This window comes from Sulfolobus islandicus Y.N.15.51 (genome assembly GCF_000022485.1).
Taxonomy (GTDB): Archaea; Thermoproteota; Thermoprotei_A; order Sulfolobales; family Sulfolobaceae; genus Saccharolobus; species Saccharolobus islandicus.
This window is the reverse complement of the sequence record NC_012623.1, coordinates 2,444,757-2,470,475: the sequence shown is the minus strand read 5'-3', so window position 1 is coordinate 2,470,475 and position 25,719 is coordinate 2,444,757. Positions and strand designations below refer to the sequence as shown.

Here is a 25,719-nt window from a genome sequence, read left to right as displayed (position 1 = left end):
GTGAGTGTATGAAAAAAGTGAAAGTTCTCTATTTTGCATTCATTAAAGATATAACCCATAAGTCGAATGAAGTATTGGAAACTGAGTGTGAAGACGTTGGCTGCCTCATTGAACAACTAGGTAAAATGTACGGAAATGAATTAGTAAACTTCTTGAAAAACGGAATAAACGGGATAAAAGTTTCAATTTTGGTAAATGGTTCAGCATCAACTAAGAATATTAAAGATGGAGATGAGGTAGCATTATTACCACCACCTTCTGGTGGAGATTTAATTATAGGGAAAAGGTTCGACTTACTTGAGGAAATTAGGAAATTCAGAGAAAAAGCCCCTCCGGAAGCAGGCTCTTTAGTTGTTTATGTAGGTTTTGTTAAAGGTATAGTAGACAATCACAAAGTCTTAGAACTGAGATACGAAGCTTATGAAGAGTACACCAGGAAGAGGTTTCTAGAAATAAAAGAAGAAATGAAGAGGAAATATAGTGACTTGATTGACCTTGAGATAATACATGTAATAGAGTCCATGAAACCTGGAGAGAATGTCTTACTTATAATGGCCCTAGGCAAGGGAAGAAAAGATGCCATAGATGCGGTGAAAGAAACATTGGAATTGGTTAAACATAGTACTGGAATTTGGAAATTGGAAATAAGAGATGATGGAGAATATTGGGTAGTAGCTGGAAATACGAGAGTGAAAAAGCAATGATTAAACCAGTTGGAATGACCGTAGCTGGATTAGATACTGGTAATGGAGCAGGAGGAGAGACTGATCTAAGAGTTTTTGAAGTATTAGGAATTCACGGAGTTTTTGCAATTACTGCAATAACAGCTCAAAGTACAAAAGGTATAAAAGATATTAATGTTGTTAGCTCTGAATTCCTTAAAAAACAGATAGAAACATTACTTGATGATTTCAATGTCGAAGCTGTTAAGATGGGAATGATATATACCAAAGAACAGTTTCAAGTTGTGAATGAATTATTACACGATTCTTTTTTAGTAGTAGACCCAGTACTGTACGCAAAGGATGGAACCCCACTAATTAAAGACGTTGAAGATTACAAGAAGATAATTTTACCCATCGCTAAGGTAATAACACCAAACATAATAGAAGCATCTGCAATTAGCAGTATTAAGGTAGAAAAGGAAAGTGATGTAGTTATTGCATGTAAAAAGATAAGGGAAACTTACAATATTGCTCACGTAATAATTAAGGGAGGCCATAGTAAGGGAGATTTTAGCTTCGACTACATGTGTAATGAAGAGGGAGTATATAAGATAGGTTATCACAGGATACAAGCAAAAGACACACATGGTACTGGCAGCGTATTTGCAACTGCGTTTACTGCAGAATATATAAAGACGAAGGATGTAAAATTGGCCTTTAGGAAAGCAAGAGATTTTGTTCAATCCCCAATAGAATATGGACTTAATATAGGGAAAGGTGTAGGACCAGTTAACGTAAGTATTGAGATCATGAAGAAGTCTATGAAATATGAAGTAGTTGAGGAGATGAGAAGATTTGCAGACTTTGCTGAAAATAACGAGAAATTCTGGATTTTAATACCTGAAGTACAATCGAATCTAGCACACAGTATAAAACCAGAATACGTTAGGGATCTAAACGACATTGCTACATTTAGAGGTAGAATAATAAGGAGGTGGGATAAAAAGGTAATTGTTGGTCATCCCGTCGTATTTGGAAATCCGACCCATACAGCCAGAATGTTATTATCAATTATTCTCAAGGGAATGAATAGTACTTGCTTAATGAACATTAGATACGACGATAAGATAGTTGAGAGTTTTAAGGAAATTGGCTATGAAACTGTTGAGATTAATAGGGAATTGGAACCTAGTCATGGAGAAGGAAAGACGATGCAGTGGATTATTGAGTATATAAGTGGTGAATACGTTAGGATACCTAATGTAATTTACGATAAAGGTACCAGGGGAAAGGAGGCAATGATTAGATTTTGGACAAAAAATATGGAGGAGATGATAGAAACTTTAGATAACTTATTAAAAATGCTGTAGCTTCATTTTAATTTAAGATGAAACTGGAGAGATTGTTAGAAGGCGCTAAAAATTTAGTTAGAACTGGTTGGATGCAGAATGGGATCCCATCAGCAATGGGGGAAACAGTGGCTTCACATAGTTTCGAAGCGTCAGTCTTGGCCTATGTACTTTCCACCGAGCTTAAGAGAAAAGGAGTTGAAATCGATCCAGAACATAGTGCAGTTATTGCCCTATTTCATGATGCAGGGGAGACTTTACTAGGAGATTTACCAAAGTGGGCTACTAATAGAATTAATAAAAGGGAAGCTGAAGTGGAGGCATTTGACGAATTGGGGATAGGAAAGGATTTTTTCCTTGAACTTAGGGAGTTAAAGACTAATGAGGCTAAAGTAGCTAAGTTATCAGATAGGCTTTCAACATATTTACAAGGATTAAGATACAAGAGAATCGGATTTAATGTTGATGAGATAATCTCAAGTTACGCAGAGGAAATAGATAAATTACTTTCCATAGAGCCTTTGAATCAGATAAGAGAACTGGTTATTAAAATAACGAATAGTTTAAATAGTTGACTCCAAAATAATAAACAGTGAAAGGATATGAAGTTAGGTCCGGGGAAAAAAGCCCCAGATGAGGTAAATGTGTTCATAGAAATACCTATGGGTTCAAACATTAAATACGAATATGATGAAGAGGGAGAGGTTATTAAAGTAGATAGAGTGTTATATACGTCAATGGTATATCCATTTAATTATGGTTTTATTCCAGAGACTTTAGAAGAAGATGGGGATCCCTTAGACGTATTAGTTCTAGGGAATTACTCATTAATGCCGGGTACAGTAATAGAAGCAAGACCTATAGGAATGATTTACATGAGGGATGAGGAAGGTGAAGACGCCAAGGTAATAGCAGTGCCAAGAAATAAGACAGACCCTTCATTTTCTAATATTAACGATGTTAAAGATCTTCCAGAGGCTACAAGGAATAAGATTGTACATTTCTTTGAGCACTATAAAGAACTGGAACCAAATAAATGGGTAAAAATAAGTGGATGGGGAGGCGTAGCCGAGGCTAAGGAAAGAATTAAAAAAGCAATTGACAGAAAGAAACAAGGATGATAAGGGAAATTTTTGAAATTTTACTTTTTATATCCTCCTCTATTACATCTTTATGGATACTTCTTCAAGCATTTTACTATAAAGTTTCCAATGAAAATTTAGTACAAGTATTGGGTAATGATAGAAACAAGTCTAATGAGAAAATAGATATAATAGTCGCGATAAAGGACGAGAACGAGAGAACGATAAAAGAGTTAATCGATAATTTATCGGAATTGGACTACAGACCTTACAGAGTTATAATAATTTCTGATGATTCGTTAGAAAATTTTGAAAAAATTATGAAAGTTGTAGATAGAATTCCAGAGAATTTCGTAATTATAAGGAGACCAGAAAATATGGGAAGAAAAGCTGGAGCACTAAACTTTGCCTTTAACCTTTCTGATGGGGAATTGTTAGTGTTTCTTGACGCTGAAGCCAGAGTAGAAAAGAACTTTTTACGTAAAATTTCTAAACTTAGTTACGATGCTGCTGCGTTTAGGCTAAAAGTTAGAGATCCTGTCACACCAGTCCAAAAAATATACTCTCACACTAATGAATTCGTAATGAATGCCTTATTTAAGGCCAGAGAGAAGTTAGGCCTAATAATTTTTGCAAATGGTTCAGCATTTGCAATAAGGAGAGATATTTTAAGGAAAGTAGGCGGATGGAAAGAAAATAGTGTAGCGGAAGATTTAGAGCTAGGTATTAGACTTGCTCTAAATGGTATTAGAGTGAAATATGTTGATGATATTGTAGTTTATACCTTAGCCCCTTATACCCTAACTGATTTATATAACCAAATTAAAAGATGGGCTTATGGCTCTGGAGAATTGCTCGCCTACAGCATGAGACTGTTTAAATTAGGAGTAAAGGGAGTTGAGGGATTTATTTATTCTCAACAATGGGGATTGTACCCCTTATATCTATTAGTATTTTTGATTGTTATTTCCCTTCAGTTTACATTAAATATAAACTATCTGTACGTCTTTAGCTCACTGATCCCAATACTGGTCTCAAATGGAATTTATATAACTCTAATAAAACCTAAGGATGAATATAGAAGTGGGATTGTAACCGTAATCGCTTCCCTTATAGGTTACGTTCAAGGAGTATTTAAAGTAAGGTTCAAATGGAAAGTCACTCCTAAAAACCACATTGTAAAAGAAGAAGAAATCTTGAGTATAAAAATATTGGGAGTTATTCTCGCAATTATGGCATATGTTAATAGTCTTTTCAATAACACCATTTCATCTTTATTGTTAATCTTGGTTTCAATTATTCTTTTAATTCTATAGCTTTTGTCTTGGCCATTGATTGAACTTCTTTTAGGGCTTCTTCTGGCTTTAAACTATACTTTATTATATAGTTCTTCACAAGCTTATAACTCTCCTCACTCTGTATTATCTCCCTGGAAGACGCTAATAATTTTAGGAATAATGCTCTCCTCTCCATCTCTCTCTTAACATCATCTATACTAAGTCCAGCTTCTTCTATTCTATTTTTTAATGCTCTGGCAGAGTCAAGATTGATTGTAAATGTGTCACTTTTCGGATCCCAACTCGAGACCCTTCTATAATCATTCCAACTAACTATTTCATCGACTGCCACAACACGTCTCCTTAGAACGATCTTCTCGCCTACATATACTGGTAACCTCCTAATTGTCATCACTATGTTCATCATAGGTATCCACTCTTGTGGAATGTTAAGGGGCTCATTCATAAGCCTCTTTATTACAGAGTCAGTATTATACGCGTGGAATGTCGTAGCACCACCGTGTCCAGTTGATATCGCTTGAAATAATACGTAAGCCTCTTGTCCTCTTATCTCACCTACCACTATTATATCTGGCCTATATCTGAGGGATAATTTTAGCAAATCCATTAATGAAATCTCTTTGCCTACTCCTGCATATGCTGGTCTAGCGTAAAGTTGAACCCAATTAGTATGTGCTAATCTGATTTCCGGAATATCTTCTATAGAGACAATCTTCATGCTCTCTTTAACTAGATTCAGAACTGCATTAAGCAAAGTGGTCTTTCCAGCACCAGTAACTCCTATTGACATGATACTCATCCTCAGATCCATTCCATACCATAGATATGCGGCCAACTCTGGAGATAAGGTGCTGGAATTGATTAAATCTAGTATTGTGATGGGCCTTTCACTAAATCTTCGTATCACTACTGAAGAACCACTTGCTGATACTTCACGTCTGAATGTTGCGGCAATCCTATCGCCATTTGGTAACATACCATCTTGTATCGGTTCGGCAACTGAAATTGACTTACCGGTGGTTGAGAGCATTCTTAGGACTAATTGATCTAGTAACTCCTCACCATCTATTGTAATATTAAGTTGCGGAGATATCTGCATGTTCTTAGTAAACATAATGTTAGTTGGAACGTATTCGTAACTTCTATGATATACATAAACTGGATTATTCAGACCAGAAACGGAAATATCTTCAATGTTCTTATCAGCAACGAGTGAAGTTAATACATTGTATCCGAACATGTTCCTTAATAGGTAATATAACGTAACTCTTGCGTTTGTACTTAGTATGTGTATATCTCCCCTTTTCTCTTGGATGATATTAAGATTAGATCTTTTCTTATTAAGTTCGAATATAATTTTCGCAAGGTCAAGCGAGGGTGTTTTGGAAAGTAATTCTCTCTCTACCTCTTCTATGAATATATTATACATGGTGTAAATGGTATCATTTACTGGTGGTTCCAATAAAACGTATTTGTATATACCCTTCCTTTCATCAAAGGTAATAAAGATGTGAGGATTCGGCAATACTAACTCTATATTATTTCGGACTATATTGGACTTGACATCCTCTGGGGCTAAGCTTAGTATATTCACTTCGTAGTCTGCAACAATTGTAGTTACCTCTTCTGGAAAAGGGCTAACTGGATAGAGTGTTATAGGCAACTCTGCTATAGGCAATTGCTTAACGGTGGGTTTGCCTTTTGGCAAGAGAGATTTAAAAATTTTACTCATTATATATCACTTCTCCATCTAGATTATAAAGATGTTGACGAAGGAGATATAGAAGGTATTAGAGATATATGTAATGATATGACAACTAAGATAGCAGTTATAACTACTAAAATCGCCGAATGAATAAAACCAGCTGCCGTTTTGCCATAGCCTAATTTCCCTACTAGCAATCCAGCCAAAAACGAATTAAAGAGTGCCGAAATAGAGATTACATAGAGAGATTTGGGCAAGATCACAGTAGCATTGGACAATGGTCCATAAGATAAAGAATAAGATTGGTGAGATATTAAAGTAAACATAGCGTTACCCAATAGGATAGACGCTACTAAGGCTAAAATAATTCCTATATACGGTGCATATAGTAACACTCTTATTTTGGCGTTATAGTTTCTCCTTATCCTTATTTGAGCATCAACTTGTTCTGCTAATGACTCAACTGTCTCTGGTGTCAAACTACCAATTTCTATCATATCCGCTAATGAAATTAAGGAAACTCTACTAGAAAAGTCCAATATTCTCTCTGAGGCTATCTTAAAGGCGTCCTTTATAGGGACACCTAACAGAGAATAAGCGTAAATGGTATTCAGTATATCTCTGAACTTTCCCATTTCCGGGGAATCCTTTAAGTTTTTAACTACAGTAGCTGGATTTAACCCGGCTCTAAGCCCCTCAGCAACAGCCCTTAGAAAAGAAACGACATAGACGTCATATCCTGTACCTTCCCTCAATTCCCTAATTGCAATTACTGCTGGAGGTATGACAGCTATTAATAGACCTATTGTAAATGTTGACACGGATAATGGTATTTGCTGTACACCACCATTCAAAAATAGTAGGTATAAAAGAAGAGGAATTGGGTCCTTTATTAAATATAGTACGATAAATGATATAACTATCCCTAAGGGGAAGGTAATATAAAATACCTTGTACGCTTTTAATGACCTCTCTGGAAATCTAAATTGGGTTTGATCTACAACCCATATGAATAGTAGATTTATCAATGGTATCATAATTATTGCGAAAATAGCCATTATAGGAAATGGGACTGAACCAAAGAGAGATGGAAATATTGCTTGTAACAATAAAACCAGAAAGAATGTTATGAAACCGGAGGAAAGCCAAATTACAAAACCCTCAGCAATTCCGGACAAGTTTTCTGCTGCAGTAGAAGCTAAAGTTTCTATATTCTTTAGAATATCTTTAGTCTTAGCTTCCATTGTATCTAGAACTGGAGCTCCGGTTCTTACAGCAGTAACGTAAGTTATTAAAAACTCATTAAATACTTTCGAAGGTGAATAGTTTAATGATTCCACTATTGCGCTTTCTACACCTTCTCCTAGATATTTAACTCTCTTATTGACATATGAGGCGATTTGACTAGCGTAGCGCATTGCTGTGGATTTAGATAAGTAGTCGAAAACGTATCTTGCACTTAGACCAGATCTTAAGAAAACGTTAAATACTGCAGCGAATGCTGGAGCTTCACTATCAAGACCTATTCTTCTATTCTCAGTTGATTGAGATAATTGAAGAATTTGCATCAAATAAACAACAGGCGGTATTATTACACCGAATATTATCAATGTTAAAAACCCTGCCAAATATTTTGTAAGCAATGTCAATCTATATAGCTCAAAGAACCTAATAGAAAACGCTATTAATAGCGCTGAAATGGCAATTGAAAGTATCAGAGCAAGAAATAGCCTAGATGCAAATAAGCGAGGATCTTGACTTATACCAGCTTTTTTGATTTTCATATCCACGCTTTTAACTAAACCATTGATAATACTGGAATTGTAAAATAATAATTCAATTTTAGATGGGCCTTGATTGTTGAGAGATTGTTTGTTATTACGCCTATTAAATATACTCATTCTATTGTTACTTTCTCATAAACCTATACTTAAATTTATATAGAAAATTCTACTTTGCATGGATCTCAACTATGTCTTTATCTTCTAGAACATGTGAGGAACCTACTTTCTGTCCCTGGAACTTTACCGACCTTCCCCAAACCCTGGCATATCTAAAATTTTCAGCCAGTGATGAATGTAGTTTCCTTGCTACGTCTAGAACAGTGGAACCTTTTTTAAGTATCAAAGGATCCTTAGTTGATTCTTCCCCAGGCTCCTTAGTGTAAATTCTGATCACCTCTAACATCTCAAACAGAAGCTTAGGTAACTTATCTATATGATCAATACTCAATATTGGTAACTCGCCAGTATCAAACCTTTCCTTAGAGATTACTACTGTAGGCTTATAGCTAACTGCTTCGAACATGGATTTCTCTATATCATCTAAGGCAACCTCACCTATGATCTTCACTATTGCTGATTTAATCCCAAAACTCTCTATATAATCCCTTACGGCTTTTTCATCGACGTCCACCAGTTTACCTAAATTTACTATCCTAATTCCAGAGATTCCATACCTTGTTCTCTCTATTATAACCTTCCCCTTAGGTTTTCTCAATAAGATATTATTCTCCTCCAAAATATTCCTCATAAAGGATAGTTCTTCCTTATTGTTTACAACAATAATTACCTCATCCGCATTCCTTATTAGACCTATTGTCTTAGTGAGCGGAAGACTCTTAGGTGGGTTAACCAACTGTATTTGAACATCCTCATATTTAACCATGCCAGGCACTGGTAACTCGTTGAATTCTTGTTTTACGTTGGTAAGTTTTTTCATTATTAAGGATCTTAGGAGCAAATCTCCTATCAAAATCGCTTGACCCGCACCCTCTTTCTCAACAAATAACGAAAAACCTCCGCTTTTCTTGCTCTTTCTTACCTCCATTTCTTCTCTTAATTCGGCCATTCGCCTCTTAGCCCAATATACCAGATTTTCGGTTCCCTTATGTTTAGGAACTTCTTTAAGAAATTCCTGCAAAGCTTGGAATTTCTCCTCTGGTGTCTTTGCGTCCATCACCTTTAGCCATTTAGCCTTGGCTTCAGCGGGTAAATTCGTTACCATAGTCTTCTACCCTCTTTACTTATATAATATAGTGGAGCAGTAGAACGTAAAATTTTCCATGATCTTCTGACAATGGGAGGTGGATTTGGGTTCTTCTCATAAAAGGACTTAAGCCACTTTATTGTTCTAGGATCAGCAGGGTATCCACTCCCGAAATCACCGTAAACTTTTTTCAACTCATCAATATAATTATCCCTTATTACTTTAGCAATAATGCTTGCTGCACTTGCTTCAACAAATAAGACATCCGCCTTGTGAACTACATTTGACTTATAACCTAGCTTTCTGATGAGCTCTATAACAGGCTTCTCTTCTCCCACTTTATCAACTGTTACTATTTCAGGATTGAAAACCGAAAGTGATAGAATTATCTTAGACACTGCATCATATGTGAGATCGTTCAAATTGTAATTATCTATTTCGTAAGGAAAAACTTTAACTACTGTGAAAGCATCTACGGTAATGGCAATAATATCGAACAATTTCTCCCTTCTCTCCCTAGTTAATTGCTTACTATCCTTTACTCCAATGCCTTTAAGGAATTTTAGCTTTGAATCACTGATAGCTACACCTGCAACTATCATTGGACCTATTAAGGCTCCACGACCTGCTTCGTCTATACCTATTCTCATATCCTCAATGAAATAACTAGTTTTGCCTCCCTTTTACCGTTTTTCATCTTTTCATTCTGATAACTCTCATTAACTTCAACGTCAACAATAGAAGATATCATCGATACAAGCTTTCTTGCAACACTTTTACTCATAAAATAATAATCCACACCCTCTCTACCCTCAATAACATCAGAAATATTATCCACTATGCTTGTAGAGAAAAAGGATTCGAAGAACACTCTCTTCTTATCGTCAATCCCAATCTTACCTTTACTCCTCAGTTGAACTATGGCCTCATAATATCGTGTCTTTTTCCTAAAGCACGAGTCACATAATGTCCTTTCCATTTCTAAACTAATTATCGCCTCTTGGGAAAAGGGCTTACCTCTTACGTTCCCTCTAAATTCAATAGTAGCAAAGGAATTACCACTTGGATCCTTCCATATGCTCTTTATATCAAATGCGAACTCCTCTACGTTTTTATCAATGTCTATCTTATTCCCCAGTTCTCTTATTATAATATCCTCCACGACTGAAGATAGAGATATTGCTGAAGTCCTTATCCACTTTCCCTTAATCCATTGTGCACCACAGATCTTGCAATACTTTCCGGTTATCCTTTTAGGTACTTCTATCAGTTTTTTAGATTTTACATAGCAGTCAGCACAGAGTGAGTCTATTAGCTCAACATTTTGCTTTCCGCATAGCACACAGAACTTCCCTGACATAAGTTTCACACATTATAAACTTGAGCGAATTTTACACCAGCTACATTGATGACAGAATCCTTGTGAACTAACCCTCTCCTTATTGCCTCTTCTACCGCGTAATTCCCTACAATGCTCATAACTGTAGCCTCATCGATCAATGAAAGGGCATAATCTAATTCTACGGACTCTCCTCCGTAAAACTTCTCACTAACATTGAGTATTATTTCCCCTTCTCTGAATACTTTCCCTAATAGTTCCTCTTGACATATATTTACCAGTGTCATGCCTTGTGCTCTAATTATATTTAGAAACACTTTCATAGAGGCTTCACTGGTGTTTGAGCTCCACACGCTAGACAGACTATATACCAGCTCTTCTTCTCCTTCTTTAGTACAGTGTCTAGGCTTTTACAAGTACTACATTCAACATATGCCTTCAAAAATCTTTCCATTAAGGTATTTATTACTTGTGAGGAGAATTTTCCTTGAATTATAAGTTCACCTTTATCGTCCACATTACCAGGTGCAGCCAATTCCTTTAGCAAGTATTTCATACATATTTTATCTTCTCTTCTAATTCTATCGCAATATTCCGCAAAGTTTCTAATCATGGTAGTATTTCCTATATTGAATATTATTAGATTAGGTAGTGCTTGTGTACCTTCCTTACGGCCCTTTTCAGGTAATTTTGAGTATAGTCTATCAAGCATTTCCACGTATTCTTTTTCTGAACTCACATTAAATCTATAAGCACATAGGGTTTAAAATACTACTGAAGAAAATGAAAACCATCTACGTTGAGACATATGGGTGTGCATTAAATAGGGCAGATACTTACGTAATGATGACGTTGCTTAAAAGTGAGGGTTATAATTTTGTAGAAAACCCTGAGAACGCAGATATAATTATACTCAATACTTGCGCAGTAAGGTTAGAAACTGAAGAGAGAATGAAACAAAGAATTAAGGAATTAAACACGTTATCAAAAAAATTAGTGGTAGCAGGATGTATGAGTAGTGCAGAACCAGCTACAGTACTTTCCATAGCTCCAAATGCGTCATTAATAGGTCCACAATCAGTTGAAAGAATAATCGATGTAATTAAATCAGAGGAGCGTAAAATTGTCCTTGAGGGCGATAGAGCACTTATAACTCCTAGAACTTTCGATGGAAAAATTGCAATAATTCCAGTAGCTGATGGATGTGCAGGAAATTGCAGCTTCTGCATAACTAAACTAGCAAGGAGGAAATTGAGGAGCTATCCATTAAGGGAAATAGTTAATGCTGCGAGAGATGCTGTAAAAGCTGGTGCTAAAGAAATAGAATTAACTGGTCAAGATACTGCAGCTTATGGGTTAGATCTAGGAGGATCTATAAGTTTAGTTGATGTAGTAAATAAAGTAACGGAAATTGATGGAGACTTTATGATAAGAATTGGCATGATGACGCCAGAACAGGCTATGAGAATAATAGATAATTTAATCGAAGTCATGAGAAACCCTAAGGTGTATAAGTTTATCCATTTACCAGTCCAAAGTGGAGATGATAGAGTATTAAAGCTAATGAATAGGAAATATACAATAGACGAATATAAAGAGTTGGTAAGTGAAATAAGAAGTAAAATACCATTTGCCAATATAACTACTGATATAATTATAGGTCATCCTGGAGAAGATGAAGATGCATTTAATAATACCCTATTGCTTATGAAGGAATTAAGATTTGAAAGAATACATTTAGCAATGTACTCCATCAGGCCAAATACTAGAAGTGCATCAATGCCCCAAGTTCCAGATAGTGTAAAGAAAAAGAGAATTCAAATAGCTAATAAACTATATGAGGATATCGCGTTATCTATCCATTTAGAATACGTGGGAAGTACTAGCAGAGTTATTACAACAGAATTAGGTCGTAAAGGATCTGTAGTAGGAAGATTGATGAATTATATTCCAGTCGTGATCAGGTCTGAAAATGTAGAACTAGGAAAGTGGTATAATGTTAAAATAACTGAAGCATCATTTTATGACTTGCGTGGAGTTTTTGCTTAAAAAATTTAAACCCAATGAATGAATGTATATTCAGTATGCCGGAAAGTGTATATATCGCATCAGCTGTTAGAACGCCCATTGGAAAGTTTGGCGGTACTTTAAAAAATCTATCCCCGGTGGATCTAGGTTCAATAGTAATTAGGGAGGCGCTAAGGAGAGCTTATGTAGAACCAAGTAAGGTAGACATTGCAATTATGGGAAACGTCTTAAGAGCTGGACATGGCCAAGATATAGCCAGACAGTGCGCGATTAGAGCTGGAATTCCATACGAAATAGATGGATTTTCCGTAGATATGGTTTGCTCTTCGGGGATGATGAGCATAATTACAGCTTCACAGATGATCAAATCTGGAGATGCTGATATAATAGTTGCAGGAGGGACGGAAAGTATGAGTCAAGCAATGTTTACAATAAAATCTGATATTAGGTGGGGTGTGAAAATGTTAATGAATAGAAGTATTGAGCTTATTGATACTATGTTATACGATGGATTAACCGATCCATTCTTGCAGAAAGTAATGGGACAAGAGGCTGATATGGTTGCAAAAGCTCATAATATTTCAAGAAAAGAGTTGGATGAAGTTGCTTATCAAAGTCATCTTAGGGCTCATAAGGCCACAGTTAATGGATACTTTAAGTCAGAAATCGTTGAGATTAAAACTGATGGAAAAGTAGTTAATGTCGATGAGGGTATAAGAGCTGACACCAGCTTAGATAAGCTTTCAACTTTACCTCCAGCGTTTACCGATGGTGGCCCACACACCGCTGGGAATTCGTCACAAATATCTGATGGTGCGACGGCGTTGGTATTAATGAGTGAAAAAGCAATTAAGGAACTCAAAATAGAACCTATAGCCCGAATTCTAGGATATAGTTGGGTGGGTATAGAGAGTTGGAGGTTTACCGAGGCGCCGATCTTTGCTATTAAAAAATTATTAAACAAATTAAATATTGATATAAATCATTTCGATTATTTTGAGAATAACGAGGCATTCGCTGTAAATAATGTTCTAGTAAATAGGTACTTGGGAATACCTTATGATAGACTTAACGTTTTTGGAGGGGCTATAGCGTTAGGTCATCCAATAGGTGCAAGTGGCGCCAGAATTATTGTAACGCTCTTAAACGTATTATCTAAAATGCGTGGAGCAAGAGGAATAGCTAGTATCTGCCATGGAATTGGAGGATCAACTGCGGTCGCTATCGAGCTCTTGAGAGAGATGAAGTAATTTTTTATGCATATATAACAATAGACTATTGTAGGTGAATAAATAAGTTGCCTAAGAAAGATAGAGCGCAGGAAGCGCCCAGTAGAGATGTACCAAAGCCTGAAGAGGGACAGACTATATGCGTAGTTAAGAAAATGTTAGGTGGAGATCATTTAGTAGTATTGTGTATGGATGGAAAGGAGAGATTAGCTAGAATACCTGGTAAAATAAGGAAAAAGATGTGGATGAGAGAAGGAGATGTGGTGCTTGTTGGTATTTGGGATTTTCAACCCAATCGTTGCGACATATTGTATAAGTATGGAAATGATGAAATAAAGAGACTTGTAAACGAGAATATCATAAGTAGGGAAGTAATTGACCAGTTAAGAGGATAGATTTTGACGGAATTACCAAAGAAGACTAAAGACGAAAAAAGACGTAAAGACGAAGATCTTTTTAAAGTAGTAGATTCCACAATAGATTATAGGACTTATCTAAATTTAATTCAAATAGCTAGAAGATTGAACATTGAGGAGTATTTGGGTGCAATATCGTCTGGGAAAGAAGCTAGGATATATCCTGCAAAGACTTTCGATAATAAGTACTATGCAGTAAAGATATATTACACATCCACAGCGCAAAGTAAAAGAGCCATTAAAAAATATACTGTTGGCGATATAAGATTTGAAGACGTAAAGGTAACCAATACTAAACAACTTATTAATACTTGGGCGAAAAAGGAATTCAAAAACCTTAGTAGACTATATGAGGCTGGAACTAGAGTACCAAAACCTATTCTGGTTTACGAAAACATTCTTGTAATGGGATTTATTGGTGAAAATGGCCTAAGGGCTCCCCTTTTGAAGGAGTTAAATGATGAAGAAATTACGCAAGAATTGTATGATGACCTAATTCAACAAGTGGAAATTATGACGAAAAGAGCTAAATTGGTTCACGGAGACTTAAGTGAGTATAATGTAATGGTTTATGATAATAAATGCTACATAATTGATGTGAGCCAAGCAATTCCCATAGATTACGAAGATGCGATTATGTTATTGAAAAGAGACCTCGATAACATAAATAGATTTTTTGAGGATAAAGGAATAAATATAAAGCCCACAGAAGAGTTATTGATAGAATTCGGAGTTTCCGGGGATTGATAATCTTGTTCACTACGGTAGAAGATGAGAAATTAGAAGTAGTTAAAAAAATCATTGAGAAACTTGAGCAGTTTACAGATACTAAAATTATGTACGATGAAAGAACTAAGACTTTCAATATACTTCCTAAGGGTCAAAATCAATATGAAGCCCTCAAGGCTGTCTCAGTAATAAGAGCAATAGGTCTAGGATTCGATGAGCAATCCGCCTTTAGATTGCTTAGTGACGAATATATTTTAGATGTGATAGATTTGAAAACACTCATAGGAAGTAATCCAGATGCAATAAGAAGAGTAAAGGGAAGGATAATAGGCGAAGGTGGAAAAGCTAAAAGAATAATTCAAGAGTATACCGGGGTTGATATATCAATTTACGGCCATTATATAGGAATAATAGGACCTTATGATCAAGTTCAAATAGCAAGGAAGGCCATAGAGCTTTTGATTGATGGAAAAGAACATTCCTCAGTCTATAAATTTCTAGATAAAGCAGAAAAAGATCTGATAATATACAAAACCTCTAAATTAGGAAGAAAAGGAATTAACGAGATCAATAGCAATCGGTAAGTGATATCTATTACTAATAGTCCTTATCACATTAGAATACGAATCTAAAACTTCTCTATTTTTCTCATTTTCCAAAAATACTTTCAGCTCTTCCGATTGTTTCATATAAGCCAATTTAAAGAACCTATACAATATTCTTTTTGGTTCACTAAGAATTTCCTCAGTTAAAAGAAGATTTGGCTTAGGTATCATAGATAAGGTCAAATGAACCCCATCTAATAATGCTATCATCGCTACCTTATAGGCACTATATTCCCTTGTAGGAGATTTTTTACTAGCCTTTACTTCTACATAATACTTAATACCATTCTTTTCAGCTTCTATATCATGAGTAGGCATATCGACTGACTTGATATTTTCAAAATCCATTTCTTGTAATATTCGCCTAGCTCTATACTCCATGGCAAAGCCAAAGATTATGCCTCTAGCTCTAGATAACGCGTAATTTATTTCATCTTCATCAAAGCCATACTCTGACTTTAGTTCACGAATCAGATCCACATAGCAATATAAATATGCAATAATAAAAATCTAGCACTTTATTTTAACGCCCCCTAATTTCCTCCTACCTTCTGCCCTAATCTTGCTTACGTCATATGCAGAAGCATGGGAAGCATTTAAACCAAATTGACTATACAAATCTATTTCAAAGTTATATTCAGTGTATATACCAACTTCATTAAGATTCTTGTTAGCGTCATCGATTGAAGAGGAATCCTTAACTAGGCTATGAAGAGGACTAGTCTCGGCTACCTTAATGGGATCAAGAAAGAACGTAATAGCTGAGACTGGAGTAACGAAAACATTTCTTGTACCATTTCTAATGGGTATCTCTCCATACGACCCCTTAAATGCTTCAAAAGGTATCTTTGATGCTTCAGTATTAACTTCATTTAGGACTCTCTCTACTAGAGTTTCTGTTTCCCTATCATAACCTTTAATATCCAGTAAACCGTTCAACGAAGCTATTTCACTAATTCGCTTAAGAAAGTAATCGTATTGTAATTCTCCATCACTACCACTACCTATAACTCCTAACATAACATTATATCCATCTTCCTCTAGCTTGACAAGAGAGGCTAAAGAGATAAAATCAATGAGTGGACTACCCAAGGTTTCCTCACAACCCTTAGCTAATACGTCGCCTCCTGCATCTACTCCAACTATTAGATCAATTTTCTCTGTATTTGCAAATTCCTTTAATGATGAATAAAGACCCATGGCTCCACTTTTACTGCAAATTCCGTAAGCTCCTTCCAATTCTAATGCCCTAATTGCCCTTACTAATTGAGGTACTACTTGTCTACTGCCTCTGATCGCATAAGTATCTTTATTAACCTTGTATAAACCTTGGTTTACTAGAATAGCGTTTCTTAAATCGTCAAAACATATGGGTCCCGGTATGGGATCTTCTACATATCTCTCCCAAACCACTGCACCTAGCAAAACATTATAGCCTAACTTTCTCAAGTAAGTATATACCACTATCGCAGATACTATGTCGCCTCCACCGCCTATCCCGAAAACAAATGCTTTCATATTTAAACCTTTTCCTACTTTATACTTTAAGTTATCCTAATAATATCACTACAACGTCATACCATCCGGCGATTTAGTATTATCTGATCTCTCTCTCATATTTTCATCCACAAAGCAGAATTGATAGGGAATATATCTTGAGCACGGAAATTGATAGTAAAAACGTATCAATGGACATGTTTACGACTTATGAGGAGGAGTTAAGAGTAGGAGAGGCATTGGCTCACATACTGGCAGCTGCATCTATAGTAATCGAATTGGAAGGGGAGAGCGAGGAAGTGAGAAATACCATAATGAAATACGTCGATCTTTGGATTTCTAAATTATCACCAATTGACTACTCTCCTGGAATGGCTGAAGTGATAGGTTCTAAGGTTAGAAAGAAAATAACAAACATCTTTGATAAAATAAGTGAAAATGAATTAGGAGATATATTAGATTTCATCATAGATGTTAAGAGAAAATTAGATATTGGTACATTAGAAACTGAAATATTAGAGTTGGAAGTTAGAGTGGAAAGAGTTCTTAGGGTGTTGGGAATAGATATAAATGATATAAGGCAATTCTTTGATTTTACTAATGCAGAGAAAAGGGCTAATAGACTAATAGCATTGGCTACAGTATCAATAGGTATTGCATCAGTATGGGATGAAAAATGGACAGCGGAATTACAATAATCGCGGAAAAATTAATCGACCCTAGTGTTAAGAAAGCGTGCAAAATGGTGGTCAAAGATGATGAGATAATTAAATTAGTTGGAATTTCTTCAAAGAAATTAGCCTTAAATGTTATAGATAAAGTGTCTTTTTGGTTAGTTTATGAGAATAACAATTTGCTATATTGCAAATTATGTAACAGAGGACCCTTCACGAAAAAAGGACTTTATTTACACTTAAGTAGAGTCCATAGGAGAGAGATAAGAGAAATGCTAGAGGAAGAATTAAGACATGAAATAAGAACAATAATCTAGTATAAAGTGCATAATGCTCTATCTAAATCCTCTATCAAGTCATTTACATCTTCTATTCCAACAGATAGTCTGAGAAGACTATCTGTTATCCCAACTATCTTCCTCTCTTCTAAACTCAGTGTCCTATGTGACATGGTAGCTGGGTGCGATATAACGGAATTCACTCCACCAAGCGTTTGTGCAGGAATTATTAACTTAAGTGATTTCATTACTTTCAATGCACTTTCTTGACCTCCATTTACTTCAAAACTTAAAACACCTCCAAATCCCTTGAGGACCTTTCTAGCTATTTCATAATCTACGTGGGACTTAAGACCAGGGTAATACACTTTTACAACTTTAGGATGTCCTTCTAAAAATTCAGCTATTTGCTCCGCATTCCTATTAATAACATCCATCCTTATTTTAAGAGTCTTAATACCCCTCAAAGTCAGATATGCCGCATGGGCATCTAAGGAAGTACCTAATGTTCTCCTCATTTGATCTATAACATTTAAGTACTTACCATAACCAGCAGCTAATCCTGCTATTACATCATTATGTCCAGCCAAAAACTTCGATGCGCTATGAACCACTATATCAGCACCTAACTCCAGCGGCTTTTGATTTATTGGAGTGGAAAAAGTCGCATCCACAATTAATATACTTCCTCTTTCTTTTGCTACCTTGGATAATTCAGTAATATCCACAACCCTTAATAATGGGTTCGTAATATTCTCTACAAATATTACATCGTACCTCTTAGACTTCGCTTTCTCTATAATATTATCACTACCAGGGTTTGATGCGTCTACATTAACACCCCAGTTTTTAAGATAATCAGTAAAGAAACGATAAGACCTACCAAACATATCACGATGAACCAAAACACTATTGCCAGGTTTTAATAATGCTAAGGCAGATGTGGATATAGCACCCATCCCCGAAGAAAACGCAACACCCATCTCAGCGTTCTCAAGTTCTACGATTTTCTTAGTGAGTTCTAGAACAGTGGGATTTGCCTCCCTAGAATATCTGTATTTCTCTCCTTCAGGATAATGATAGGCAGTTGTCTGATATATTGGAGTAGTAATAGCACCAGTCGCTTCATCCATATCTTCCCTTACTGTTCTAGTTGCGTCTTTCAACCTCTACACCTCCAGCAATTTTGGCTTTGATAACTTCACATTCAACATTAAATTCATTACAAGTTTTAGTACCCTCTTCTGCAATTTTATTTTCATCGGTCATTTTATCGGTTAAAACTAAGATTGAAGGACCCGCGCCGCTTACACAAGATCCTACTGCGTCGTATTTTATCGCGATTTCTTTAATTTTAGGATAGTATGGGAATAAGGGAAGTCGAGCTTTCTCCACAATTTCGTCATTTAAGCCTAATCTTATCAGATCCCTCTCTCCTTTAACGAAGCCAATTAGCAAAGAGGAGATATATCTTGAATTATTTATATAATCAGAAAGTTTAACTGTTTTAGGTACCATTTCTCTGGCCTTCTTAGTTTTCTCTTCAATATGTATATTTAATGGGACGAAAAGCAAAATATTAAATGAGTAATTTAAAGGAATTTCAACAACCTTAACCGGATTAACGGAAACTACGGAGACAACTCCGCCAAAAACACTAGCGGCGACATTATCTGGATGAGGAGACCCAGAAGAAGCGATCTCCCCGTACATCGCATACCTAACTAGGTCCTCCTTAGATAAGTTTAGATTAAATAAACTACTAAACGCCATAACAGCTGCAGTTGCCGACGCTCCGCTACTCCCTAATCCCAAACCCTCCGGAATACCCTTTATCACTTTAACTCTAAGACTAGCCTTTATCCCTCTTTCTTCCATAATCCTAACTAATGGATAAGTAGCCGAGTTCCTATTTGGTTCAAGCGGAATTTTTGAATTACTTTCGATCACAATATTTTCTGAATTCTTAGTCTCAACGCATATTTCGACAGTGTCAAAAAACGCAGTATGCGCCATTGATAATATATCAAAGCCGGAACCTAAATTAGCTGAACTCGAATATGCCCTAGCTCTTTTACACTCCACAACCTAAATAATAATAATACTTATAAATTTCTTATTATCTTGTAAGAGGCTACATAAGATAGATTTTGACGATATAAAACAAATTATACTATCTAATAAGATCTCGCACATCTTATTATTCTTTTGATATTGTTCTCGTCCTAAAGCGATAACTTTACATTCTAACTTATCCTCTACCAAAAAAGGATGAATTTCTCTTACATCATTCATTATTAGTTTATGGATTGCATTCGATTTACTCAGATCAAGAACACATTATATGTTAAATCTTTAAGTAGTTTAGAGTATTACTCCAATTATTTCACGTCCAGTATTCTCACACTATTTATTAGTTAAGTACTATACTTTTATTGCACTTAGATACCTCTTACCCCTCTCACTAATTCCTATCATGTATAGACATTCCTCAGTTACCTTATCACCTACTATATAACCTTCTGGAGCATAAACCCTTGCCTTACCTACTAACGAGTAAATTGTAGAAGGAGATTTTAGCTTCACTACCGGGTTCTTAACAATTTTAGACATCCCAATCCAATCATCATAGCCTATTTCCTCTCCCTCACCATTAACTAGAATTTGTCTACAGAGTACTTTATCATAATTCTCTATGGGTTCAGTAAATAATGAACTAATAACTGCAACGTCCCCAAATTTATATTCAATAGCTTTACTTGCGGGTAAGGAACCAAGCAACACATTTTTTGTATCTAAATTAAGGATTCTCTTATCCTCCTCTCCTATAATAGATATCGAATCATCAAACTTCTTCACATCAACCTCGACTTCCTTACCTTCTTCAATTTCTTCGTTAGGCCCAAGCATTATATAACCCTCAGTTAAGGAAAAAGTACCTACCATATAGCTATCGAACTTTACTGGAAGAGCATAATAGGAATTATCAATACTCCTAAATAAATAAACTGGAATCAGAGTATTTCTATGTTCATCAGCTTTAACGCGTAGTACTAATCTAGCTTTAATTTTACCTAATCCAAGTATTTCTTTACGAGAAGGATAAAGACTTTTCAGAATTTCCAAAATAACCATATTCAATACAACCATTGAAGATACTATATTCCCAGGTAATCCAATTACTGGCTTACCATCTACGATTCCTAAAATGGTAGGCTTTCCAGGTTTAATCTTTATACCATGAACTATTATATTGCCTAACTCTCTTACAGCTCTATGAACGAAATCTTTTTCCCCAGCGCTAGTACCGCCAGTCAGTATCAAAACATCAGTAACTGAGATAGCCCTCTTTATCTCATTCTTGATACTCCTTATATCATCGCTAAGTAATGAAAGACCGACTATTTTGTAATTTTCTTTGAGCTTAGAATATAAGTAGTGTAGATTAGACTCGTAAATTTTACCTGGAGACAAGGAGTTACCAGGTTCAACTAGCTCATCTCCCGTCGCAATTAAATATATCTTTAACTTTTCATAAACTTTTACACTACTTATCCCTAATGAGGCTAGCAAACCAATCTTTTCATGAGAAATTACTTCGCCTTTTCTCAATATAATTGAGTTTTTAGGAATATCACTCCCTATCCACCCAATATTTTGGCCAAAGTTAATCTTTTTGTCTATTTTTATGGAATTACCATTGATTACTTTGACATTTTCAACTTTTATTACAGCATCTGCACCCATTGGAATCATTGCACCAGTATCTACTTCAACTGCCACACATTCTTTTATGTGAATTTCTTTAAACTCTCCAATTCCTATTCTATCTATTACTTTTAGCTCTCCAGGCGTGCATGAAGATTTTAGGGCGTAACCATCTACGTTTGATCTTGAAAATGGAGGATAATCAATAGGCGACATAAGGTCTTCTGCAGATACGTAACCGAAAGAGTCCTTTACTTCTACTTTTACAATTTTAGGAGTGAAATTTAATGATGATAAGTAGACTTTTATTGCCTCATCTATTGAATATAATGATTCGTCCCCAACAAACACTCTCATATAAAAAAACAATATCTTATACGATTAAAAAGCTATGAGAGACGCCTTTTCTAACTCGTCTAATACCATTACTACGGGATCACGAACTTGCGATATATCTAAATTTGCCTCTTTACTTAATTCATTAACTATCTCATCCACGCTTCTATTACCATCACACATAGTCCAAATATAATAAGCTATTGGAGCAAGCTCATATACTTTATCTTCAGCTACTTTTACTATATAATTTTCATTCTCTTCGCTTCTATCGATTAATTCTCCTATTTTCTTTGGTTTTTTGTCTTTTACATCTTCAAAATTCACTCTTCTTCACCTTCCTCGTTTTCTTGTCTTCTTCCGCCTCTTCTTCCATATCTTCTTCCACCACCGCGAAATCCCCTTCCTCCTCCACGCATTTGCTGAGGAGCTGTTGGCGTGTTTTCTGGTATTTGAGATGAATCTGGAAATCCATCTTCTGAAGCTTCAGCTATCTTAGTTTTACTCCCAGCATTTAACTGTACTTGACCCTTAAAAGCAGTAGTCCAAGCATTTTCTATTTTTACTACTTGACCTTCTTTTATACTACCAGCATGTTTTCCCCATAATGTTAACTTTACTCTGCCTGTTTCATCTCCAACAATAGCATCACTTATAGTCCTAACACCATTCTTTGTCTGTATTTGCCTTGCTTCACTTGCTTCCAAAACTCTTACGGTTACATCTACGCTTTCCATATTTGGTTTTAGGTTACCTACTTTTTCTCCCATTCGACTCGACTCACAGATTTGTTATTTCTACTATCATTTTATCCATTTATAAATCTATGTGCTAATGAAAGGATGTTAAAAAGAATTGAAGATGAAGGATCAAGAAGAGTCAAGTGAGTTAGCATCTATAAACCAAAGATTTTTAGATAATATATTAGACAAATCACTACAGAAGGGTTATGACGAGTGGCCATAGCTAAAACAAGAATCATTTTTTCATCTTCATGCATTATTTCTTATATATTTTGATATAAGAAAAATTTCCAATATTTCTTAAATTAGTAGTATAAATTTCATGAGATGTAAGGGCAATATCAAAGCTAACGTATTAGATCTTACTTCCTATACTAAAGGATCAAAGTTCTCTTCTTCATAAGAAGTCGTTCTTAATTTTTGTTTATAAGCTAAAATTGAGAAGTAAAGAATGGGATAAAATTGAGTGAAAAGACATTACTTGAGTTACCCAAGAAATTCATGGAGTCTTTAATGGCACCATTTATAGGAAGAGAAGAAGAGGCAAAAGTGATTACATTAGCTTTACTTAGTAAAGAGCATGTAATACTAATAGGTGAGCCGGGTACTGCGAAGTCAGCGCTAGCAAGAAGAGCTGCAGAATTGTTGAATGCTAAATTCTTCATGTATTTATTAACGAAATATACAGAGCCTGCAGAATTATTTGGAGCGCTTGATATAAATGCTTTAAAAGAAGGACAATATAAGAGAATTACAAAAGATCGATTACCTGAGAGCCAAATAGCATTTCTAGATGAAATATTTAATGCGAACTCTGCAATACTTAACGCTTTATTATCGTTGTTAAACGAAAGAGTAATCTATGATGGTTACAACGTGATAAAAGTACCCCTAAGGACTCTAATATCAGCAAGCAATAGAGTACCAGATGAACCAGAATTGGAGGCACTTTACGATAGACTACTCTTAAGACATTATGCTAGACCTGTGGGAGAGGAATTATGGAAACAGTTATTAGATGCAACATGGGAAATAGAATTTACTAATAGATGGGCGGTTAAAGAGCCTATAATGAATATAGAGCATCTAGATAAACTATACTCATATTTATCCCAGGTTGATCTGTCTGGAGTTAAAAACAAATTATTAAAACTATATGCAATGCTAGAGGAAAAAGGGATCCACTTACCAGATAGAAGAAAAGGTAAAGTTCTAAAAGTGGTTTCTGCACATGCAATATTAAATAGTAGACTGAAGGCTACTGAAGAAGATCTAATAGTTTTAAAATATATAGCTCCGAGGGAGATAGATGACTTTGAAAAAGTAGCTGCATTATTATCTGAAGAGTTAAAGACACCAATTAAATACATGAAGGAATTGAATGAGATATATAATAATATTAAGGAAGCAGCAAAATACGTTGAAGCAGCAAATGAGTCCGATCCAAGATTAATTGAATTAATTAGAAGTCTAAGGGCAACTAGGGACAGGATAGTAGCTTTAGGCAAAGAAAGTGGTGACGAAAAAGTCGAAGAGTTTTCCAAAGAGGTTTTAAGTGAAATAGACAAATTAATAGAAAAAGTGGCTAGAAAATTAGGGATTTATCCATGAGTGAAGAGGAAGGTGTATTAAGAGGAATAGATTATAAGGATCCTCTAGTTAAATATAGAGGAGAGAGAATCTCCTATACTTTGAAAAAATTACTAGGAAGAGATGTCCAACTAAATGAAACGTTTTTAGTCGATACTTATTATGTACACTATTTACCATTACCAATAACTAAAGGAAAAAGCGAAATAGAAAAGAATAAAGAAATAGCGTATTCTTTAGTGAATTCTACCCTATCTTCTGACGTGGTTCTAAAAAATAGGGAATACTCAATTGTGAACTCTGCCGTAAGCTTAGCCTTAACCGTAAGTTACGTCCAAAATCTGATTGAGGAGTTAGAAAGAATAAAGAAAACTTCTCAGTCTATGGAGGAGAGGGAAGCAGCTGAAGAAATACTAAACGGTTTAATGAAAGGTAGCTCTTCGAAAGAAGGGAAAGAACAAAAGAACACAAACCAACAGTCCATGGAAAAAGTCCTTAGACAAGCTCATGAGAAGGCAATGTCTAAGGCCATAGAAGATGCCAATTCAGTTAGAAATATGCAAAAAATCGTTGGAGGGAATGGGGCAGGCACTGGGAGTGTTTTAACATTTGAAGGAGAAATTCATGAAGTGTTAAGACTTGCAAGGAATACTGAAATTAAGAAGATCTTAGAGTTTTTAAGCGGCATTCCAAAATTAGGTAGTATTACTAAGAGGAGGACAACTAGATTCTCGAAAGGTGAACTTTACGGATATGAAGAGGGAAGTGATATTGAGAGAATACTCTATTCCGAATTAGCCTTACCAGATATGCTCTTTTACTTGAAATTAGCAGAAGGTCAGTTGTTATTATATCAAAAACAGATTAGAGAAACGTTAGGTCCTATATATCTGTTACTTGATAAATCGGGAAGTATGGATGGAGAGAAAATATTATGGGCCAAAGCTGTAGCGTTAGCATTGTATAGTAGGGCGAAAAGAGAAAATAGAGATTTCTACCTTAGATTCTTTGATAACATTCCATATCCGTTGATAAAAGTTCAAAAGAACGCTAAGAGTAAAGACATCATAAAAATGGTTGAGTACATAGGGAAAATAAGAGGAGGAGGCGGTACAGATATAAGCAGATCAATCATATCTGCTTGTGAAGATATAAAGGAAGGCCACGTTAAGGGAGTTAGTGAAATAATATTATTAACAGATGGAGAAGATAAAATTGCAGAAACTACTGTGAGAAGATCATTAAAAGAGGCCAATTCTCAATTGATAAGTGTAATGATTAGGGGAGATAATGCCGATCTTAGAAGAGTGTCTGATGAGTACTTAATAACGTACAAACTAGATCACGAAGACCTATTGAAAGTGGTAGAAAGTTAAAAAGAGGAGGCCTCAACTTCACTCCCCCCACGGGACACGTGGGCGTCTGCTGAGTATGGCCATGTTAAATATATAATAAAAACA

28 protein-coding genes are annotated in these 25,719 nt (G+C 35.5%); 14 read left to right on the top strand and 14 right to left on the bottom strand.

Going from position 1 to position 25,719, the window contains the following annotated elements:
• The first annotated feature begins 8 nt into the window (after positions 1-8).
• The 5 genes from YN1551_RS13375 to YN1551_RS13355 are packed head-to-tail and all read left to right on the top strand — an operon-like array spanning position 9 to position 4,412.
• A complete protein-coding gene (locus YN1551_RS13375) occupies positions 9-704 on the top strand; it encodes a MoaD family protein (protein WP_012715460.1) in 696 nt (231 codons plus the stop codon).
• The gene (thiD, locus tag YN1551_RS13370; RefSeq protein ID WP_048052387.1) at positions 701-2,035 is read left to right on the top strand and encodes a bifunctional hydroxymethylpyrimidine kinase/phosphomethylpyrimidine kinase; all 1,335 of its coding nucleotides are present in this window, start codon (positions 701-703) and stop codon (positions 2,033-2,035) included. Before YN1551_RS13375 ends, thiD begins: the two co-directional genes overlap by 4 nt.
• Before the next feature lie 17 nt (positions 2,036-2,052).
• Complete coding sequence (locus YN1551_RS13365; protein WP_012718097.1) at positions 2,053-2,589, top strand: HD domain-containing protein; 537 nt, start codon at positions 2,053-2,055, stop codon at positions 2,587-2,589.
• 27 nt (positions 2,590-2,616) lie between these two features.
• Positions 2,617-3,135, top strand: a complete 519-nt coding sequence (ppa, locus tag YN1551_RS13360; protein ID WP_012710361.1) for an inorganic diphosphatase — start codon at positions 2,617-2,619, stop codon at positions 3,133-3,135.
• Complete coding sequence (locus tag YN1551_RS13355; RefSeq protein ID WP_012718096.1) at positions 3,132-4,412, top strand: glycosyltransferase family 2 protein; 1,281 nt, start codon at positions 3,132-3,134, stop codon at positions 4,410-4,412. The genes ppa and YN1551_RS13355 overlap by 4 nt, the downstream gene beginning before the upstream one ends.
• Here YN1551_RS13355 and YN1551_RS13350 read toward each other — a convergent pair.
• Genes YN1551_RS13350 through YN1551_RS13320 form a run of 7 tightly spaced genes read right to left on the bottom strand, consistent with a single transcriptional unit; the run spans position 4,393 to position 11,138 of the window.
• Positions 4,393-6,126: a type II/IV secretion system ATPase subunit gene (locus tag YN1551_RS13350; RefSeq protein ID WP_012718095.1), complete on the bottom strand. Its 1,734-nt coding sequence runs from the start codon at positions 6,124-6,126 to the stop codon at positions 4,393-4,395. The genes YN1551_RS13355 and YN1551_RS13350 overlap by 20 nt on opposite strands.
• Before the next feature lie 23 nt (positions 6,127-6,149).
• Positions 6,150-8,000, bottom strand: coding sequence for a type II secretion system F family protein (locus YN1551_RS13345; RefSeq protein ID WP_012712850.1), 1,851 nt, complete (start codon positions 7,998-8,000; stop codon positions 6,150-6,152).
• 49 nt (positions 8,001-8,049) lie between these two features.
• Complete coding sequence (locus tag YN1551_RS13340) at positions 8,050-9,105, bottom strand: TGS domain-containing protein (protein WP_012718094.1); 1,056 nt, start codon at positions 9,103-9,105, stop codon at positions 8,050-8,052.
• Complete coding sequence (gene rnhB, locus YN1551_RS13335; protein WP_012718093.1) at positions 9,099-9,737, bottom strand: ribonuclease HII; 639 nt, start codon at positions 9,735-9,737, stop codon at positions 9,099-9,101. Before rnhB ends, YN1551_RS13340 begins: the two co-directional genes overlap by 7 nt.
• Complete coding sequence (locus YN1551_RS13330; protein WP_012712848.1) at positions 9,734-10,447, bottom strand: 60S ribosomal export protein NMD3; 714 nt, start codon at positions 10,445-10,447, stop codon at positions 9,734-9,736. Before YN1551_RS13330 ends, rnhB begins: the two co-directional genes overlap by 4 nt.
• Before the next feature lie 5 nt (positions 10,448-10,452).
• A complete protein-coding gene (locus YN1551_RS13325; RefSeq protein WP_012710354.1) occupies positions 10,453-10,749 on the bottom strand; it encodes a DUF424 domain-containing protein in 297 nt (98 codons plus the stop codon).
• Positions 10,746-11,138, bottom strand: coding sequence for a translation initiation factor IF-2 subunit beta (locus YN1551_RS13320; RefSeq protein ID WP_238525259.1), 393 nt, complete (start codon positions 11,136-11,138; stop codon positions 10,746-10,748). The genes YN1551_RS13325 and YN1551_RS13320 overlap by 4 nt, the downstream gene beginning before the upstream one ends.
• 71 nt (positions 11,139-11,209) lie before the next feature.
• Here YN1551_RS13320 and YN1551_RS13315 point away from each other — a divergent pair, with 71 nt between their 5' ends.
• Genes YN1551_RS13315 through YN1551_RS13295 form a run of 5 tightly spaced genes read left to right on the top strand, consistent with a single transcriptional unit; the run spans position 11,210 to position 15,412 of the window.
• The gene (locus YN1551_RS13315; RefSeq protein ID WP_012710352.1) at positions 11,210-12,475 is read left to right on the top strand and encodes a tRNA (N(6)-L-threonylcarbamoyladenosine(37)-C(2))-methylthiotransferase; all 1,266 of its coding nucleotides are present in this window, start codon (positions 11,210-11,212) and stop codon (positions 12,473-12,475) included.
• Between the two features lie 14 nt (positions 12,476-12,489).
• On the top strand, positions 12,490-13,704 hold the full coding sequence (locus tag YN1551_RS13310; protein ID WP_012712847.1) for a thiolase family protein: 1,215 nt from the start codon (positions 12,490-12,492) through the stop codon (positions 13,702-13,704).
• A gap of 47 nt (positions 13,705-13,751) precedes the next feature.
• On the top strand, positions 13,752-14,078 hold the full coding sequence (locus tag YN1551_RS13305; RefSeq protein WP_012710350.1) for a translation initiation factor aIF-1A: 327 nt from the start codon (positions 13,752-13,754) through the stop codon (positions 14,076-14,078).
• A gap of 3 nt (positions 14,079-14,081) precedes the next feature.
• On the top strand, positions 14,082-14,846 hold the full coding sequence (locus YN1551_RS13300) for a serine protein kinase RIO (protein ID WP_012712846.1): 765 nt from the start codon (positions 14,082-14,084) through the stop codon (positions 14,844-14,846).
• Positions 14,843-15,412 carry a KH domain-containing protein gene (locus YN1551_RS13295; protein WP_012718092.1) on the top strand — a complete coding sequence of 190 codons (570 nt, stop codon included), beginning with the start codon at positions 14,843-14,845 and terminating at the stop codon, positions 15,410-15,412. The genes YN1551_RS13300 and YN1551_RS13295 overlap by 4 nt, the downstream gene beginning before the upstream one ends.
• Here YN1551_RS13295 and YN1551_RS13290 read toward each other — a convergent pair.
• On the bottom strand, positions 15,371-15,913 hold the full coding sequence (locus tag YN1551_RS13290) for a hypothetical protein (RefSeq protein WP_012718091.1): 543 nt from the start codon (positions 15,911-15,913) through the stop codon (positions 15,371-15,373). The two genes, YN1551_RS13295 and YN1551_RS13290, sit on opposite strands and share 42 nt — an antisense overlap.
• A gap of 30 nt (positions 15,914-15,943) precedes the next feature.
• The gene (locus YN1551_RS13285) at positions 15,944-16,951 is read right to left on the bottom strand and encodes a DUF1152 domain-containing protein (RefSeq protein ID WP_012718090.1); all 1,008 of its coding nucleotides are present in this window, start codon (positions 16,949-16,951) and stop codon (positions 15,944-15,946) included.
• Positions 16,952-17,088: 137 nt separating this feature from the next.
• On the opposite strand from YN1551_RS13285, the gene YN1551_RS13280 reads away from it, so the two are divergent.
• Positions 17,089-17,628: a hypothetical protein gene (locus YN1551_RS13280; protein ID WP_012718089.1), complete on the top strand. Its 540-nt coding sequence runs from the start codon at positions 17,089-17,091 to the stop codon at positions 17,626-17,628.
• Positions 17,607-17,921 (top strand): hypothetical protein, encoded by a 315-nt coding sequence (locus YN1551_RS13275; RefSeq protein WP_012710344.1) that lies wholly within the window; start codon positions 17,607-17,609, stop codon positions 17,919-17,921. The genes YN1551_RS13280 and YN1551_RS13275 overlap by 22 nt, the downstream gene beginning before the upstream one ends.
• Here YN1551_RS13275 and YN1551_RS13270 read toward each other — a convergent pair.
• From YN1551_RS13270 to ssb, 5 genes are all read right to left on the bottom strand, one after another.
• The gene (locus YN1551_RS13270; protein WP_048052386.1) at positions 17,918-19,048 is read right to left on the bottom strand and encodes an aminotransferase class I/II-fold pyridoxal phosphate-dependent enzyme; all 1,131 of its coding nucleotides are present in this window, start codon (positions 19,046-19,048) and stop codon (positions 17,918-17,920) included. The two genes, YN1551_RS13275 and YN1551_RS13270, sit on opposite strands and share 4 nt — an antisense overlap.
• Positions 19,032-19,967 (bottom strand): homoserine kinase, encoded by a 936-nt coding sequence (locus YN1551_RS13265; protein WP_012715452.1) that lies wholly within the window; start codon positions 19,965-19,967, stop codon positions 19,032-19,034. Before YN1551_RS13265 ends, YN1551_RS13270 begins: the two co-directional genes overlap by 17 nt.
• 339 nt (positions 19,968-20,306) lie before the next feature.
• Entirely contained in the window at positions 20,307-21,947 is a 1,641-nt protein-coding gene (locus YN1551_RS13255; RefSeq protein WP_012718086.1) for a molybdopterin molybdotransferase MoeA, read from the bottom strand.
• 24 nt (positions 21,948-21,971) lie between these two features.
• The gene (locus YN1551_RS13250; protein WP_012712840.1) at positions 21,972-22,253 is read right to left on the bottom strand and encodes a PqqD family protein; all 282 of its coding nucleotides are present in this window, start codon (positions 22,251-22,253) and stop codon (positions 21,972-21,974) included.
• A complete protein-coding gene (gene ssb / locus YN1551_RS13245) occupies positions 22,250-22,696 on the bottom strand; it encodes a single-stranded DNA binding protein (RefSeq protein WP_012718085.1) in 447 nt (148 codons plus the stop codon). Before ssb ends, YN1551_RS13250 begins: the two co-directional genes overlap by 4 nt.
• 435 nt (positions 22,697-23,131) lie before the next feature.
• On the opposite strand from ssb, the gene YN1551_RS13240 reads away from it, so the two are divergent.
• Together YN1551_RS13240 and YN1551_RS13235 are read left to right on the top strand one after the other, a co-directional pair.
• Complete coding sequence (locus tag YN1551_RS13240) at positions 23,132-24,280, top strand: AAA family ATPase (protein WP_012718083.1); 1,149 nt, start codon at positions 23,132-23,134, stop codon at positions 24,278-24,280.
• Entirely contained in the window at positions 24,277-25,635 is a 1,359-nt protein-coding gene (locus YN1551_RS13235) for a vWA domain-containing protein (protein ID WP_012718082.1), read from the top strand. The genes YN1551_RS13240 and YN1551_RS13235 overlap by 4 nt, the downstream gene beginning before the upstream one ends.
• The last annotated feature ends 84 nt before the right edge of the window (positions 25,636-25,719 follow it).

Bases quoted from the DNA above. Each gene is read 5' to 3' on its own strand.
- YN1551_RS13375 (WP_012715460.1), top strand. From the start codon at position 9: ATGAAAAAAGTGAAAGTTCTCTATTTTGCATTCATTAAAGATATAACC.
- thiD (WP_048052387.1), top strand. From the start codon at position 701: ATGATTAAACCAGTTGGAATGACCGTAGCTGGATTAGATACTGGTAAT.
- YN1551_RS13365 (WP_012718097.1), top strand. From the start codon at position 2,053: ATGAAACTGGAGAGATTGTTAGAAGGCGCTAAAAATTTAGTTAGAACT.
- ppa (WP_012710361.1), top strand. From the start codon at position 2,617: ATGAAGTTAGGTCCGGGGAAAAAAGCCCCAGATGAGGTAAATGTGTTC.
- YN1551_RS13355 (WP_012718096.1), top strand. From the start codon at position 3,132: ATGATAAGGGAAATTTTTGAAATTTTACTTTTTATATCCTCCTCTATT.
- YN1551_RS13350 (WP_012718095.1), bottom strand. From the start codon at position 6,126: ATGAGTAAAATTTTTAAATCTCTCTTGCCAAAAGGCAAACCCACCGTT.
- YN1551_RS13345 (WP_012712850.1), bottom strand. From the start codon at position 8,000: ATGAGTATATTTAATAGGCGTAATAACAAACAATCTCTCAACAATCAA.
- YN1551_RS13340 (WP_012718094.1), bottom strand. From the start codon at position 9,105: ATGGTAACGAATTTACCCGCTGAAGCCAAGGCTAAATGGCTAAAGGTG.
- rnhB (WP_012718093.1), bottom strand. From the start codon at position 9,737: ATGAGAATAGGTATAGACGAAGCAGGTCGTGGAGCCTTAATAGGTCCA.
- YN1551_RS13330 (WP_012712848.1), bottom strand. From the start codon at position 10,447: ATGTCAGGGAAGTTCTGTGTGCTATGCGGAAAGCAAAATGTTGAGCTA.
- YN1551_RS13325 (WP_012710354.1), bottom strand. From the start codon at position 10,749: ATGAAAGTGTTTCTAAATATAATTAGAGCACAAGGCATGACACTGGTA.
- YN1551_RS13320 (WP_238525259.1), bottom strand. From the start codon at position 11,138: ATGCTTGATAGACTATACTCAAAATTACCTGAAAAGGGCCGTAAGGAA.
- YN1551_RS13315 (WP_012710352.1), top strand. From the start codon at position 11,210: ATGAAAACCATCTACGTTGAGACATATGGGTGTGCATTAAATAGGGCA.
- YN1551_RS13310 (WP_012712847.1), top strand. From the start codon at position 12,490: ATGAATGAATGTATATTCAGTATGCCGGAAAGTGTATATATCGCATCA.
- YN1551_RS13285 (WP_012718090.1), bottom strand. From the start codon at position 16,951: ATGAAAGCATTTGTTTTCGGGATAGGCGGTGGAGGCGACATAGTATCT.
- YN1551_RS13275 (WP_012710344.1), top strand. From the start codon at position 17,607: ATGGACAGCGGAATTACAATAATCGCGGAAAAATTAATCGACCCTAGT.
- YN1551_RS13255 (WP_012718086.1), bottom strand. From the start codon at position 21,947: ATGAGAGTGTTTGTTGGGGACGAATCATTATATTCAATAGATGAGGCA.
- ssb (WP_012718085.1), bottom strand. From the start codon at position 22,696: ATGGGAGAAAAAGTAGGTAACCTAAAACCAAATATGGAAAGCGTAGAT.
- YN1551_RS13235 (WP_012718082.1), top strand. From the start codon at position 24,277: ATGAGTGAAGAGGAAGGTGTATTAAGAGGAATAGATTATAAGGATCCT.